At 71.8% G+C, this 14,932-nt stretch carries 11 protein-coding genes; 6 read left to right on the forward strand and 5 right to left on the reverse strand.

The annotated features are described in order from the left end of the window. Positions 1 to 1,149 (reverse strand): 3-hydroxyacyl-CoA dehydrogenase NAD-binding domain-containing protein (locus C3488_RS36540; RefSeq protein WP_181139344.1); only part of this gene is annotated, 1,149 nt, incomplete at its 3' end. Positions 1,150 to 1,514: 365 nt separating this feature from the next. On the opposite strand from C3488_RS36540, the gene C3488_RS36545 reads away from it, so the two are divergent. Continuing rightward, positions 1,515 to 2,090, forward strand: coding sequence for an adenylosuccinate lyase (locus C3488_RS36545; RefSeq protein ID WP_103845170.1), 576 nt, complete (start codon positions 1,515 to 1,517; stop codon positions 2,088 to 2,090). Between the two features lie 28 nt (positions 2,091 to 2,118). On the opposite strand, the gene C3488_RS36550 is transcribed toward C3488_RS36545, so the two are convergent. Then, complete coding sequence (locus C3488_RS36550) at positions 2,119 to 2,517, reverse strand: RidA family protein (protein ID WP_103845171.1); 399 nt, start codon at positions 2,515 to 2,517, stop codon at positions 2,119 to 2,121. A gap of 69 nt (positions 2,518 to 2,586) precedes the next feature. Continuing rightward, positions 2,587 to 4,176, reverse strand: a complete 1,590-nt coding sequence (locus tag C3488_RS36555; RefSeq protein ID WP_103845172.1) for an alpha/beta hydrolase — start codon at positions 4,174 to 4,176, stop codon at positions 2,587 to 2,589. A gap of 549 nt (positions 4,177 to 4,725) precedes the next feature. Between C3488_RS36555 and C3488_RS42175 the strand changes: the two genes are divergently transcribed. Next, positions 4,726 to 6,210, forward strand: a complete 1,485-nt coding sequence (locus C3488_RS42175) for a hypothetical protein (RefSeq protein ID WP_258053870.1) — start codon at positions 4,726 to 4,728, stop codon at positions 6,208 to 6,210. A gap of 111 nt (positions 6,211 to 6,321) precedes the next feature. Here the strand turns inward: C3488_RS42175 and C3488_RS36565 are convergent, their stop codons facing one another. Further along, entirely contained in the window at positions 6,322 to 7,368 is a 1,047-nt protein-coding gene (locus C3488_RS36565; protein ID WP_103845173.1) for an Rv2578c family radical SAM protein, read from the reverse strand. 197 nt (positions 7,369 to 7,565) lie between these two features. Between C3488_RS36565 and C3488_RS36570 the strand changes: the two genes are divergently transcribed. The 4 genes from C3488_RS36570 (at position 7,566) to C3488_RS36585 (ending at position 14,352) form a co-directional block, all read left to right on the forward strand. Further along, positions 7,566 to 8,492, forward strand: a complete 927-nt coding sequence (locus C3488_RS36570; protein WP_103845174.1) for an alpha/beta fold hydrolase — start codon at positions 7,566 to 7,568, stop codon at positions 8,490 to 8,492. A gap of 44 nt (positions 8,493 to 8,536) precedes the next feature. Next, the gene (locus C3488_RS36575) at positions 8,537 to 8,980 is read left to right on the forward strand and encodes an SRPBCC family protein (protein WP_103845175.1); all 444 of its coding nucleotides are present in this window, start codon (positions 8,537 to 8,539) and stop codon (positions 8,978 to 8,980) included. A gap of 349 nt (positions 8,981 to 9,329) precedes the next feature. After that, entirely contained in the window at positions 9,330 to 11,684 is a 2,355-nt protein-coding gene (locus C3488_RS36580; protein WP_258053871.1) for an MFS transporter, read from the forward strand. A 217-nt stretch (positions 11,685 to 11,901) separates the two neighbouring features. Beyond that, entirely contained in the window at positions 11,902 to 14,352 is a 2,451-nt protein-coding gene (locus C3488_RS36585; RefSeq protein WP_103845176.1) for a SpoIIE family protein phosphatase, read from the forward strand. 29 nt (positions 14,353 to 14,381) lie between these two features. On the opposite strand, the gene C3488_RS36590 is transcribed toward C3488_RS36585, so the two are convergent. Beyond that, a partial coding sequence (locus C3488_RS36590; protein ID WP_146068003.1) for a LacI family DNA-binding transcriptional regulator occupies positions 14,382 to 14,932 on the reverse strand: 551 nt, incomplete at its 5' end.

Here is a 14,932-nt window from a genome sequence, read left to right on the forward strand (position 1 = left end):
CGTCTGCGCGGCCGCCTCCGTGGTCATCCGGCCCTTGTCGACCGAGCGTGCCAGCGACTTGCCGATACGGGCCTTGGCGGCCTGGGCCTTCTCCTCGGTGCGGGCCGCGATCACGACCTCGTACCCGGCCTTGGCGAAGACCTCGGCGATCCCGGACGCCATCGTGCCCGAGCCCGCGACACCGACCGAGCGGACCGTGCGACCGGGGACGAGGGAGTCGCCCTCCAGCGGGGTCAGCGCGTCGCGGACGACGACCGGGCTGCCCGGCGCCTCGTAGGTGTAGAAGCCGCGTCCCGCCTTGCGGCCGGTCAGGCCCGCCTCGCTGAGCTGCTTGAGGATCGGCGCGGGAGCGTGCAGACGGTCGTGGGAGGCGGCGTACATGGCCTCCAGGACCGTGCGCGCGGTGTCGATGCCGATCAGGTCGAGCAGGGCGAGCGGTCCCATGGGCAGCCCGCAGCCGAGCTTCATCGCGGCGTCGATGTCCTCGCGCGAGGCGTACTTGGACTCGTACATCGCGGCGGCCTGGTTCAGGTAGCCGAACAGCAGGCCGTCGGCGACGAAACCGGGCCGGTCGCCCACCGCGACGGGCTCCTTGCCCAGGTCGAGGGCGAGGTCGGTGACCGCGGTGACGACCGCGGGCGCGGTCAGCACGGACGAGACGATCTCCACCAGCCGCATCGCCGGCGCCGGGTTGAAGAAGTGCAGCCCGAGGACGCGCTCGGGGTGGGCCGAGTCGGCGGCGAGCCGGGTCACCGAGAGGGCGTTGGTGCCGGTGGCGAGGATGGTCTCCGGGCGCACGATGTCGTCGAGGGCGCGAATGACCTGCTGCTTGATCTCGTACGACTCCGGGACCACCTCGATCACCAGGTCGGCGTCGGCGGCGGCCCGCAGGTCGGTGAAGGTGCGGAAGCGGGCGAGGGCGTCCTCGCGATCCCGCTCGGTCATGCGGCCACGGCTGACGGCGCGGGCGGTGGCGGTCTCCAGGGTGGCGACGGCCTTCGAGGCGGCTGCCTCGCTGATGTCGATGCCGACGACCTCGCGGCCGGCCCGGGTGAGCACCTCGGCGATGCCGGTGCCCATGGTGCCGAGGCCGACGACGGCAACGGTCTTGAGCGGGGACAGGGCGGTGTCGGAGAAGGGAGTGGCCATCGCGGGACTCCAGAAATGAGGGTGACGACTGAGGGAGCGCGCCTGGGTGCGCCGAGGGCGCACCACAGGGCGGAGAGTGCGGGTGCTTGCCGGGCTGACGAGCGCACACGCCCGGAGCCGTGTCACGGACGTGCACACGTCCGGAACAGCGAAACCGACCGGCCCTGTCCCGGAGCCGAGTCGTACTGAGGTACACGATGTACCGAACCGACCAGCACTCACGACGGCTGCGTCACCAGGCCGCCGCGAGTCTCGCGAGTGGGTAACTCGCTCGTCTGAGCTTAACCCGTGGGTAACGAGCGCGCCAGCCCTCGGCTTTGTGATCTGGGTCCCGCCGTACCGGCCACGCGCCTAGGCTCGGGAGCATGGACGAAGAGTTGCGATCGCTCACGGAGCGTTCACAGGCCGAGAGCGCCGGGGCCCCGCTCCACGAGCGGCTGGCGGCCACCGGTGATCTGGACGAACTGGCCGCCGTGCTGACCGAGCCGGGGCAGCCGCTGTGGGCCCGGGAACTGGCCGCGTTCCGGCTCGGCGTCGCGGGCGACCGGCGGTCCTTCGAGACGCTCGTCCTGCTGCTCAACCACCGCGACCCGCAGCGCTGCGCGTCGGCCGCCCACGCCCTGGCCCGGCTCGGCGACCCGCGCACCGCCCGCGCGGCGGCCGCCCTCGCCACCAACGAGCTCCGCGTCGCCTACGCCCTCCATCCCGTACGCCTGCTCGTCGAACTGCGCGCCCCCGAGGCCGTGCCCGCGCTGATCACCACGTTGCAGCGCCGGCTCCGCCCGCACGATCCCTACCGCAAGGTGGCGCTCGCCTGCGTGGAGGGGCTGGGCGCACTCGCCGACCCCCGTGCCAGACCCGTCCTGAACGAGGCCCTCGCCCATCCGGCGCTGGCTCAGGCGGCGGTCCGCGCACTGGCCCGCATTCCCGGCGGGCGGTGACCACCGCGCGGGATCACCGGGCCGCGGATCAACCCGGCACGATCGCGTACGCCTCGATCTCCATCAGGAACTCCGGGCGCACCAGGGCCGCCACCTGCACCGCCGACGACGCGGGCAGCCGGTCGTCGGGTATGTGCGCCGCGCGGGCCTCGCGGATCGCGGGCATGTATGCCATGTCGGTGACGAAGTAGGTGAGTTTGACGACGTCGTCGAATGTGGCTCCGGCGGCCGCCAGACAGCGGCGCAGGTTCTCGAAGACCTGCCGGGCCTGGGCCGCCGGGTCGCCCTCGCCGACCGGCTTGCCGTCCTCGTCCAGGGCGAGTTGGCCGGAGATCGCGACGAAGCGTCCGGTGCCCATGACGACGTGGGAGTAAGGGGCGGCGGGGGCGACCCCGTCGGGGGCGGGAATCCTGGTCAGCTCGCTCATGGGTCCCATGGTGGACCACGGGTCCGACAGTGACCTTCCACGCCCCGACGGGCGCCGTCCCCCGGCCGCTCAGCCGTGGAAGCCCAGCAGCCCGTGCAGCGCCGAACCGTGGCCCGCGCCGGACGCCTCCGGGAACGCGGGCTTGCCGGTCAGCGGTTCGGGGTCGGGGAGCTTCTGGCACACCGCGCCGATGTCGCCGGCGCCGCGCGGCACCGTACCGTCGGTGAGGTAAGCCGCCAGGTATCCGTCCAGGCAGGCGTTCCCGCTCAGGGTGACGCCGTGGTTGCCGCCGCCCTGTTCGACCACCAGGCTGGAGCCGCGCAGCAGGTGATGCGCCGTCAGCCCGCCCTGGTACGGCGTCGCGGCGTCGTCGGTCGCCTGGAACAGCAGCGCGGGTGGCAGCGCGTCGTTGGACACGTCCACCGGCGGCAGCGACTGCGTCGGCCAGAACGCGCACGGCGCGTTGTACCAGGCGTTGCTCCAGGTCATGAACGGCGCCTTGGCGTACACCGCCCATGTGTCCGCACGCCACCGCGCCCAGTCGCGCGGCCAGGAGGCGTCACGGCACTGCACCGCGGCATAGACGGAGTAGTTGTTGTCCCCGGAGGCGTCGACCGCGCCGTAGCGCTTGTACGCCTCGACCAGCGGACGGGGGTCCTTGTCGTTCACATAGGCCGCGAACGCCTCGGCGAGGTGCGGCCAGTAGCCGTTGTAGTAGCCGCCCGGCATGAAGGTGTCCTCCAACTCCGAGGCACCCACCTTCTTCTCGGCCGGATTCATGGCCAGCGCCGCCCGCATCGCCTTCCACTTGGCCTCGACGACGGCCGGATCGGTGCCGAGCCCGTACGCCGCGTCATGCCGCGCCACCCAGGCCAGGAACGCCCGGTGACGGTCGTTGAAGGCGTAGTCCTGCCGGATGTTGTTCTCGTACCACACCCCCTCGGGGTTGACGATGGAGTCGAGGACCAGACGGCGCACCCGCTGGGGGAAGAGCTTCGCGTAGACCGCGCCCAGGTAGGTCCCGTACGAGTAGCCGAAGTAGCTGACCTTCTCGGCCCCCAGCGCCTGCCGGATCGCGTCCAGGTCGCGCGCGGTGCTGACCGTGTCGATGTACGGCAGCACGTCCGCGTACTTGGTGGCGCACGCCCGGGCGAAGGAGGCGACGCGGGCCAGGTTCGCCTTCTCCCGGGAAGGGGTGAGGGGAACCGTGTCCGGGCGGACCGGGGCGAAGTGGCCGGGCGTGCAGTTCAAGGCCGGCTTGCTCTTCCCCACGCCCCGCGGGTCGAAGCCGATGACGTCGTACTGCGCCGCCACCGCCTTGGGCAGCGAGGAGGCGACGTATCCGGCGAGGGCCAGACCGCTGCCTCCCGGCCCGCCGGGGTTGACCAGCAGCGGTCCCTGATACGTCTTCGCGGTGTGCGGAACGCGGGACAGGGCCAGCGTGATCTGCCGTCCGCGCGGGTCGGCGTGGTCCAGCGGCACCGTGACGGTCGCGCACTGGAGCGTCGGATACTTGGTGGTGCCGCACTGCTTCCAGGTGAGGTGCGCCGCCGGTGCGGTGTCCGTGGTGCGCGGTGTGCTCGCGTCGGCCGGGACCGTGGTGAGCATCCCGGCCACCACCAGGGCGGCGCCGCACAGCACGGCTGCGCGGTGTGTCATGTCGGACCTCCCAGGACGGAGGGGTTCGGACCGCGAGTGCCGGGTCCTTGCCGCATCGTTCCGGAAAGGCCGTCCGGAAGAGCGCTGTTCAGGTTGCGGTTGACCCGATTGGGCCGTGCAAGCCGCTCGTATGCGCGTCGATCACAGGAGCGACGGCTGTGGCGGACCGGTCACCACGGGGCCGGCCGCCACGGGCTCGGGCCGGCCGGCGGCTCGCCCGGCCGCCAAGGGCCCAGGGCGGACGGCTCACTGCCCTGGGCCCCAGGTCCGGTCGGCAGGCCGTCGCGCTGGAAATACGCACGGCGCCGGGCTGTCCGCCGGAGACGTCGACTCCCCTTCTGGTCGTGGTCAGACGAGGTACAGGGAAGCGCTGTGAGCGCGACGAGTGCCCAACAGGCCATGCCGCGGGCTCCGGTGTCCACACCCGTTCCGGGCCCAATGCGCCATGAGCGCCGTGCCGTTCAGCACGCCTCGCCTATGCTCTATGCGCTTCGCATGTTTGGCATGCTCCAGACGAGCATGCCTCGGTTCGCTTCATGGAAGGTGCGCGTGGCGCCCATACGCAGATTCAGACAGCTGGCCGTGCTCGCGGCTGCGGCCGCCCTGTTCGCCGGGCTGACGGGACAGCCGGCGACGGCGGCGGACACGCCCACGGTGACGCCGCTGACGCTCAGCGGCGACCAGTTCAAGATGACGGACACCAGTTACGTCGCAGCGACGAACAACCTCTACAACAACTACCTGACGAGCCATGCCAGCCTGACGGACGTCGTCACCACGAACTACACCACCAACTCCTCGGGTGCCACCGACTCCTGGCTGAACCTGCGTTCGATGCGGGCCTGCTCGGGCAACGAGACCAAGGCGCTGCCGCCGGTGACCACCAAGGTCGCCTGGTGCTGGTCGTCGGCGCACGGCGACGACACCACCCAGCACTGGTACCCGCAGGGTCTGAGCACCACCGGTACGGCCGACGGCAGCGACGGCGCGATCCAGGGCGACCACGTCGCCGCGGTCTCCTGGCACTACGAGACGCTGTCCGGCGAGACCTCCAGCGGCTGCAAGACGGACAACCTGCTGAAGCTCACCTTCATCGACCGCGACACCGGCAAGTACCGCCACGTCCTGCTCGCCGAGCCGACCAGCACCTCCTCGAGCGCGTCGAACTTCAAGTTCGTCACGGGCCACGGCGGCGGCATCGTCTGGTACGCCAACTACATCTACGTCACGGACACCGCGCACGGCATCCGGGTGTTCGACATCAACAAGCTCGCCAAGGTCGACGACTACGGCTCCGGCGTCAGCACCTACGGCATCAGCGGCGGCCGCTCCAGTGCGTGCGGCTACCCGTACGTGCTGCCCGAGGTGCACTACTACCAGCAGTCGGGCACACCGACCGCGTGCGACTCGGACGCGAACGCCGGCAGCCTCGACCCCGACCACCTCTGCTACTCCTGGCTCTCCCTCGACAAGACCGGCGGCAGCCCGTACAAGCTGGTCACCGGTGAGTGGTACGGCGGAGTCGACGGCGGCCGCGTGGTGCGCTACCAGCTCAACCCGACGAGCTCCGCGTCCTACCCCGGGCTCCTCAACATGTCCGGCGGCAAGACCGTCATCCAGGACGCCTACGCCGCCTCCCGCTACCGGGGGCTGCAGGGCGGCATGACCTGGACCGACGACCAGGGCGTGCTGAACTTCGCCTTCCACAAGGGCTGCGGCACCCAGCCCGGCGTGTACTCCCACACGTGGATCGGCGACACCCGGGCCGGAACGACCTGTGCGGCCGGCGGCAACTGGGCGGCTGGGCCGCCGCAGGCCCTGAGCTACTGGCCGAAGCTCGACGCGACCCAGGTCGACGAGCTGTGGGGGCTGACCGAGGGCATCTGCTACAGCCCGAGCGATCCGAGGTACGGCGAGCACACGCCGACGAGCACGCTGGACGCCTGCTACGGCTACAACGGCTCGACGACCTCGTCCCTGCGCTCGGTCTTCGCCGTCGGCTTCACCGACCCGGCGGTCCAGGGCCTGCACTGACCTGACGCACGTCGGACGGGGCCCGTTCCCGGCGCCGCAGGGCGCCGGGAACGGGCCCCGAGGTGCTTCCAGGACCGGCATGGCTCCAACGGACGCTCGTCCGTGCGTCGGTCACAGGAGCGAGAGCTGCGTCGGCCCGGTCACAGTGGGCTCCGCCGCGACGGGTTCGGGCTCGGGCGGGCGGATCCTGCGCGGCATCCCGGGGCGCGTCGGGCCGACGCCGTACTCCTGGGCCAGTTCGTGCACCTGGCCGGTGATCCGGCGCTGGTACCACTTCGGGGCGTAGGCGCCCTCCGCGTACAGCCGCTCGTAACGGCGCACGAGGTACGGATGCCGGCGCTCGAGCCAGGCCATGAACCATTCGCGCGCGCCCGGGCGCAGATGCAGCACCAGCGGGGTCACCGAGGTCGCCCCGGCGGCGGCGATCGCCCGTACGGTGGCGCGGAGTTGGGCCGGGTGATCGCTCAGGAAGGGGATCACGGGGGCCATCAGGACTCCGCAGCCGATGCCGTGCTCGCCCAGTGTGCGCACGACGTCCAGCCGGCGCTCCGGGGCGGGGGTGCCCGGTTCGACGGTGCGCCACAGCTCCTGGTCGGTGAAGCCGACGGAGACGGAGATGCCGACGTCGGTGACCTCGGCGGCCTGCTTCAGCAGGTCGAGGTCGCGCAGGATCAGGGTGCCCTTGGTGAGGATCGAGAAGGGGTTCGCGCGGTCGCGCAGCGCCGCGATGATGCCCGGCATCAGCCGGTAGCGGCCCTCGGCCCGCTGGTAGCAGTCGACGTTGGTGCCCATCGCGATGTGCTCGCCGTGCCAGCGGGGGGAGGCGAGGTGGGCGCGCAGCAGTTCGGGGGCGTTGACCTTCACCACGATCTGGGTGTCGAAGCCGAGCCCCGTGTCGAGGTCGAGGTAGCCGTGCGTCTTGCGGGCGAAGCAGTACACGCACGCGTGCGTGCAGCCCCGGTAGGGGTTGACCGTCCACTCGAACGGCATGCGTGAGGCGCCCGGCACCCGGTTCACGATCGAACGCGCCCGCACCTCATGGAAGGTGATGCCGCGGAACTCGGGGGTGTCGAAGGTACGGGTGGTCACCGCGTCCGCGTCGAACAGCGCGGCGCCCCGGGCCGCGGCGGGGCTCTCGGCCAGATGATCCCAGCGCATGGGCGCCTCCTCGATAGCACTGCGCCACAGAATAGAACACACGTTCCCTTGATCGCGATGTGGATTCGGTCGCAGGTTCGAATTGCGGGGAGGTCGACCACCGACCTGCGGAGTTGCGGGCAGGCTGTCGCGGGCCGGTGCGCGGGCCGTCGGCGCGCCCCTCACCTCCGTGTCCCTGTCTGCGCCATAACAGAGAGATGCAGCAGTCGAGATTGCCGGCGAGCCTCTCCACGGGCGTACGTCACCTCACCCTGGAAGCCGCGGGGCTCACCCTGTCCTGCCTGCTCGCCGAGGCGCCGGACGGCGAGCCGCGCGCCACCGTGGTCGCCCTGCACGGCGGCGGAATGACGGCGGGCTACTTCGACGGGCAGGCCCACCCCGACCTGTCCCTCCTCACCCTCGGCGCGCGCCTCGGCTTCACGGTGCTCGCGGTGGACCGGCCCGGCTACGGGCTGTCGGCCGGCCGGCTGCCCGACGGGCAGACCCTCGCCGAGCAGGCCGAAGTGCTCCAGGCCGCCCTGGAGGAGTTCGCCGCGCGGTATGCCACCGGAGCGGGCTTCTTCCTGCTGGCGCACTCCTACGGCGGCAAACTCGCCCTCGTGACGGCCGCGCGCGCCGACGGGCTGCTCGCACTGGACGTCTCCGGCTGCGGGCACCGATACGGGGTCGAGCCAGCCGAGCTGCTCGAGATCGGGCGCGGCGCACACCGGGGGCGCAACTGGGGTCCGCTGTGGCTGTATCCGCCGGGGACCTTCCGTTCGATCGGCTCCCTCATCGCTCCCATGCCGGTTCGCGAGACCGCCGAAGTCACCCACTGGCCCGCGCTGTTCGAGGACCTGGCGCCGCGCGTGCGGATCCCCGTGAGGCTGACCTTCGCCGAGCACGAGGCGTGGTGGCTGCACGGGGAGCGGGACCTCGCCGACCTCACCGCGCGCCTCGCCGCGGCACCGGTGGTCCGCGTCGAACGCCAGCCTGCGGCGGGCCACAACATCAGCCTCGGCTGGGCGGCGCGCGCGTACCACCTGCGCGCGCTCGCGTTCTTCGAGGAGCGCCTTTCGGTGTCCGCGGAGGATGAGCGGCAGTTGACGGCACGGGTGCGGTCCGGAGCCGCACCCCGGGTGTGATGGGATGGCGCACACCCCATCACACGTACAGGAAGAGGAAGGTCATGGCGCAGGTCGAGGCCACCACGGAGCGCACCATCGCGGCGGACGCGGAGGCGGTGTTCGACGCGCTCGCCGACTACAGCGGCACCCGTGGGCGGCTGCTGCCCGAGCAGTTCAGCGAGTACGAGGTGCGCGAGGGCGGCGACGGCGAGGGCACCCTCGTGCACTGGAAGCTCCAGGCCACCAGCAAGCGCGTCCGTGACTGCCTGCTGGAGGTCAGCGAGCCGACCGACGGGGAACTCGTCGAGAAGGACCGCAACTCCTCCATGGTCACCACCTGGCGGGTCACCCCGGCCGGCGAGGGCAGGTCCCGGGTCGTCGTGACCACGACCTGGAAGGGCGCCGGCGGCATCGGCGGCTTCTTCGAGAGGACCTTCGCACCCAAGGGTCTCGCCCGGATCTACGACGCGATCCTCGCGAAGCTCGCCGCAGACGTGGAGAAGTGACGGGGCGTACGGCGTCGGGCGCGAGCGGCGGGAGTCCGTACGCGCCGTCATGACCCCTCGTGCGCTCCGGGGGCTCGGGACCGGTGTCCCGCTCCCCGGAGCGCGCGCCGTCAGTCGACGGGCTGATTCTCGCGCTCACCGTTTCGAGTGGTTTTCCGCGGGGCGCGGTGGTGCGCCGTAGCGCTCCGACCGGCGCATACCTTCCGCGGCCCGTCTCACGGGCGACTCGTCGCGCTTGATCCCTGTTGTCGCGCAATGCGAGAAATGTGCGGCGCAGACGCGACGAGGGGAGCGGTACGTGGGCGGGACGACTGCGGTGGACGTGGACGACGAGCGGGCCGTGCTGTCCGTGGTCCCGGACGCGCACCGGGAGCCGGCCGGCGTCGAGCCGTCCGAACCGCCCGTGGCGCTCGGCCCCCGCCGGATCCGGCTGGTGTTCGCCGGGCTCATGCTCGCGCTGCTGCTGGCCGCCCTCGACCAGATGATCGTGGCCACCGCGCTCCCCAAGGTCGTCGGCGAGCTGCACGGCCTGGACCGGATGTCCTGGGCGATCACCGCCTACCTGCTGACCTCCACCGTCGGCCTTCCGGTCTACGGCAAGTGCGGTGACCTCTTCGGCCGCAAGGGCGTCTTCCAGTTCGCGATCGGGGTCTTCGTGGTCGGCTCCGCGCTCGCCGGCCGGGCCTCGACCATGGACCAGCTGATCGCCTTCCGCGCGATCCAGGGTGTCGGCGCCGGCGGCCTCATGATCGGCGTGCAGGCGATCATCGCGGACATCGTCCCGCCCCGCGAACGCGGCCGCTACATGGGCCTCATCGGCGCCGCATTCGGTCTCGCCTCCGTCGCCGGGCCCCTGCTGGGCGGCTACTTCACGGACCACCTCTCGTGGCGCTGGTGCTTCTACGTCAACGTGCCCTTCGGCCTGGTCACCTTCGCCGTCGTCACGGCCGTGCTGAAACTGCCCAAGCCCGCCGTCAGGGCCCGCCTCGACGTCCTCGGCACCCTGCTGCTGGCCGCGACGTCGACCTGTCTGGTGCTGCTGACCAGTTGGGGCGGCACCGAGTACGCCTGGGACTCGAGGGTCATCTGGGGGCTCGGCGCGGGCGCGGCCCTCGGATGTGTCCTCTTCCTGGTCGTCGAGCGGTTCGCCGTCGAACCCCTCATCCCGCTGCGGCTGCTGAGGGACCCCGTCTTCAACGTCACCGCACTGGTGGGTCTGGTCATCGGCGTCGCCCTCTTCGGCGCCGCCAGCTACCTGCCCACCTTCCTGCAGATGGTCGACGGGGCGAGCGCCACCGAGTCCGGACTGCTGATGCTGCCGATGATGGCCGGAATCGTCGGCGCCTCGATCGTCAGCGGACAGCTCATCAGCCGCACCGGCCGCTACAAGGCCTTCCCGCTCCTCGGCAGCGTCCTCGCCGCGATCGGCATGTGGCTGCTGTCCCGGCTCGACGTGGACACGCCCCGGCTGGAGTACAGCGTCTGGATGGCCGTCCTCGGCGCGGGTATCGGCCTGGTGATGCCGGTGCTGATCCTCGCCGTGCAGAACTCCGTCCGCCCGGCCGACCTCGGCACCGCGACCAGCGCCAACAACTACTTCCGGCAGATCGGCGGCAGCGTCGGCGCCGCAGTCTTCGGGACCCTGTTCGCCCACCGGCTCTCGGACGCCCTGCGCGAACGCCTGCCGGCGAGCGCGGGCGCCCGTCTGCCCGACCCCGAGTCCATCACGCCGCAACTCGTCCACGCTCTGCCGCCGACGCTGCGGAACGCGTACATCGAGGCGTACGCCGAGGCCATGCCGCGGATCTTCCTCTACCTCGTCCCGGTCATCGTCCTCGGCCTGCTCATCGCCTTCTTCCTCAAGGAGAAACCACTGGTGTCCCACAACGCCCCAGCCGACTGCCCGCCCTCCGCCCAGGTCCCGCAGGCGCGCGCGCCGTACGCCGCCAGCGTGCCCGTCTGCGGCACGGTCCAGCACCCCGACGGCACCGTCGTCCCCCGCGCGGCCCTCACCCTCATCGACGTCGGGGGCGTGCAGATCGGGCGGGGCGCGAGCGGCGAGGACGGGCGGTACGCGCTGTCCACGCCCGGCTCCGGGTCCTACGTCCTCATCGCCGCGGCCGGCGGCCACCAGCCGCAGGCCGTCTCGGTGACGGTCGGGGAGCGGCCGGTCGAACTGGACGTCGTGCTCGGCGGCGCGGGCCGGCTGGCGGGCAGCGTGGTCACGGCCGACGGCACCCCGGTGCGCGACGCCGCCGTCACGCTCACCAACGTGCACGGAGAGGTGGTCGCGACCACCCGTAGCGGGCGCGAGGGAAGCTACGTCATCACCGAGCTGGTGGCCGGTGAGTACACCCTCGCCGCCAGCGCCCCCGCATTCCGCCCGGCCGCGCTCCCCGTCACCGTGCAGGCCTCGCGCGAGACCCGGCAGGACGTCGAACTCGCGGGCGGCGCGGTGCTGCGGGGCACCGTCCGCGCGGGGGACGGCCGGCCGGTCGAGGACGCGCGGGTGACACTGCTGGACGCCGCGGGCAACGTCGTCGACACGCTGACCACCGGGGCGGACGGGACCTATCGATTCGTCGATCTGTCGTCGGGGGAGTACACGGTGATCGCGGCCGGGTACCCGCCGGTGGCCACGGTGCTGCAGGTCGCCGGGGGCGGTCGTACCGAGCGTGATCTGCAGTTGGGGCACGAGGACTGAGGAGGTGGGGGCTCGCGGGTCTCTCGGCTGCGGATTGTTCGCGGCCGGCCGCGCCCACGCGGCGGAGCCGCAGAATGCCACCGCCCCGCGCGCCCTCGGGCGCACCTGTGCGCCCCCATGGGACCAATTCGCGTAATGCTGCACATCCCAACCAGTCGGGGCCCTACCGTGTTGGTGGCGGCACAGATCTTGCAAGCGGGGAGAAAGGGCCTGGGCCATGGACCATGGCACCGAGACGGGCGCCTCGGCCGGGCACGGCGCGGCGGAGTACACCGCGGCCGGCCGTATCCCGCTGGCCGTGGTCGTGGTGGACCGCGAGGGGCTGGTCTCGCACTGGAGCCGGGGTGCGCGCAGGTTGTTCGGCATCCTCAGGGAGGACGCGCTCGGCCGGCCCGCCGTCGATCTGCTGCCCGTCTCCGGCGCCCTGCCCGAAGGTGAGGACACCGGACCCTACGGGCCGTACGTGGCGTACGACGGACTCGGCCCCGGCCTGGAGTCCTCGCTCGACGGGCGGCTGTCGTACCCGGCCGCCGGGCGCGCCCGGCTCTCCGTGCCCGACACCGAGCGCGTGGACGTGCTGTGGTGGGCGTACCCCCTGGTGGGTCCGGGCCCGGAACGGCTGCTGGTGCTGGCCGCGGACGCGGGCGCCCTGCAACAGCAGGAGGACGGCATGGCCGCCCCGCGCATCGCGCCCGGCTTCGCCCTGCACACCGACTTCCCCGGCGCTGAGGAGCTCGCCCGCAGGCTGCCGGAGATCCTGCCCAGCATGAGTGTGGGCGACAGCGCCCGCATCGTCTCGCAGGTCCTCGAACTGGGCTATCCGATCCTGGAGTTCAGCCAGAACGACCGGGTGCCGGTCACCCCGGACTGGGGCGTGCCCCGGCGCGCGGAGCGCAGAGCGCGCCGGGAGCGGGCGGCGCGCGCCGTGGCGGCAGGGCACCCGGTGCCGCAGGACGTTCAGGACGAGGGCGAGGACCTCGAGTACGCCGCGGTGCGTGAGCGACTGGAGTTCCTCAACGAGGTCAGCGGCAGGATCGGCACGTCCCTCGACCTGGCGCAGACCATCATCGAGGTCAGCAAGGCCGTGGTGCCCCGCTTCACGGACGTGGCCTGCACGTATCTTCGTGAACAGGTCGTCGCCGGCGAGGGGTTCCCCGACGGCGTGCCCGACACCACCACCATGTGGCACCGGGTCGCCCTGGAGCACACCGACGAGCCGGGACGCTGGGAAGACGTCGTGCCCGTCGGCGAGGCCATGCCGTTCCCGGCGGAGACGCCTTTCTTCCAGTGCATGACCACCGGGGAGCCGGTCGTCATCCCGCGCATCAGCGAGGAGATGGGACACGCCATCGCCTCCCAGTTCGACAAGCGTGACATCCGGCCCCTCATCACCCACCGTTCCATGCTGATCGTGCCGCTGAAGGCGCGTCAGGTGGTTCTCGGCTTCATGGCGCTGATGCGTCATCCGGAGCGTCCCGAGTTCAACGACATGGACCGTGTCACGGGTGCGGAACTCGCCGCCCGCGCGGGCCTCGTGCTGGACAACGCGCGCATGTACACGTACCAGGAGAACGTCGCGGAGACCCTCCAGGACAGCATGCTGCCGCACATCGCACCGCGCATGACCGGCTGCGACATCGCCACCCGCTACCTCCCGGGCACCCTGCTCGGACGGGTCGGCGGCGACTGGTTCGACTCCGTGAAACTGCCCGGCGCCCGTACCGCCCTCGTGGTCGGCGACGTCATGGGGCACGGGCTCAACTCGGCGGCCATGATGGGCCAGTTGCGTACGGCCGTGCAGACCATGGCCGCGCTCGACCTGCCGCCCGCCCAGCTGCTGCGCAACCTCGACGACCTCGCCCAGCGGCTCGGCGACACCTACCTCGCGACCTGCCTGTACGCCGTCTACGACCCGATCGCGAGCGAACTGCACCTCGCCAACGCCGGCCACATCCCGCCGGTGATCGTCCGCGCGGCGGACGGGCGCAGTGAACTGCTCGACCTGCCCACAGGCGCGCCGATCGGCGTCGGCGGGGTCCCGTTCGAGTCGGTACGGGTGCCGGTGTCGCCCGGCGACCGGCTGGTGATGTGCACCGACGGACTGGTCGAGGTGCGCGGTGAGGACATCGGTGTCGGGCTCGCCACGCTGTGCGAGTCCGCCGCGCACCCGGCGGCCTCCATGGACGACGCCTGCGACACGATCATCCGCGCCCTCAACACCTGCGGCGGCCGCAAGGACGACGTGGCGCTGCTCATGGCCAGGCTGGCCGGCATCGAACCCGAGGACGTCGCCGTGTGGCGGTTCAACCTGGATCCCGTCGAGGTGGGCCGGGCTCGCGCGGTCGTCGGCGAACAGCTCCACGAGTGGGGGCTCGACACGCTCGCGCACAACGCCGAGTTGATGGTCAGCGAACTGGTCACCAACGCCGTACGGCACTCCCACGGCCGCCCGGTCGAACTGCGGCTCGTACGCGGCGACACCCTGCTGTGCGAGGTGGACGACGACGACCACACCCTGCCCACCTTGCTGAGCGCCGGACCCGGTGACGAGTCCGGTCGCGGCCTGCGCGTGGTGAGCACGCTGGCCCGCGAGTGGGGGACCAGCCGGACGAGCGCCGGAAAGACGGTGTGGTTCGAACTGACGCTGCCGCGCGCCGCGCGACGCTGACCGGCCGCGGCGGTGCCGGAAGCCACGTGTCAGGCCGATGGTCCGCTCGTCGTCCCCCTCACCTCCAGCGCCGGTGTCGTCAGGACCAGTTCCGCAGGGCGGCCCGGGTCGGCGATGCGGTCCAGGAGGCGCCCGGCGGCGCGGCGCCCCACATCGTGGCTGCCGTTGTCCACCGTGGTGAGCCACAGGTGCCGCAGCCGTGAGAGGTAGGTGTTGTCGTAGCCGACGAGGGACAGGTCGCGTGGCACCCGCAGCCCCAGCTCCTCCGCCGCCGAGAGGGCCCCGACACAGGCGATGTCGTTGAAGGCGAAGAGGGCCGTGGGCCGTTGGCCGGCGCTGAGCAGGCGGACCGCGGCCCGGTAGCCGCCCTCCTCGGTGAGGTCGCCCTGTTCCACGACGGCCGAGTCCTCGAGGCCGTGCTCCCGCATCACGGTCTCGAAACTGCGCCGGCGCAGTGCGCCGACCACTCCCTGCCCGGCGATGTGGGCGATGCGACGGTGGCCGAGACCGATGAGGTGCTCGGTGGCGAGGCGGGCGCCGTGCTCGTCGTCGTTCGCGACGATGTCGACGGCGGGCAGTT

Origin of the sequence: Streptomyces sp. Ru72, assembly GCF_002920635.1 — a bacterium.
Lineage (GTDB): Bacteria > Actinomycetota > Actinomycetes > Streptomycetales > Streptomycetaceae > Streptomyces.

What these genes read in the sequence shown, in the direction of transcription:
- C3488_RS36575 (WP_103845175.1), top strand. Translation starts at nt 8,537, where the DNA reads ATGGCGCAGGTCGAGGCCACCACGGAGCGCACCATCGCGGCGGACGCG.
- C3488_RS36570 (WP_103845174.1), top strand. Translation starts at nt 7,566, where the DNA reads ATGCAGCAGTCGAGATTGCCGGCGAGCCTCTCCACGGGCGTACGTCAC.
- C3488_RS36565 (WP_103845173.1), bottom strand. Translation starts at nt 7,368, where the DNA reads ATGCGCTGGGATCATCTGGCCGAGAGCCCCGCCGCGGCCCGGGGCGCC.
- C3488_RS36585 (WP_103845176.1), top strand. Translation starts at nt 11,902, where the DNA reads ATGGACCATGGCACCGAGACGGGCGCCTCGGCCGGGCACGGCGCGGCG.
- C3488_RS36555 (WP_103845172.1), bottom strand. Translation starts at nt 4,176, where the DNA reads ATGACACACCGCGCAGCCGTGCTGTGCGGCGCCGCCCTGGTGGTGGCC.
- C3488_RS36545 (WP_103845170.1), top strand. Translation starts at nt 1,515, where the DNA reads ATGGACGAAGAGTTGCGATCGCTCACGGAGCGTTCACAGGCCGAGAGC.
- C3488_RS36550 (WP_103845171.1), bottom strand. Translation starts at nt 2,517, where the DNA reads ATGAGCGAGCTGACCAGGATTCCCGCCCCCGACGGGGTCGCCCCCGCC.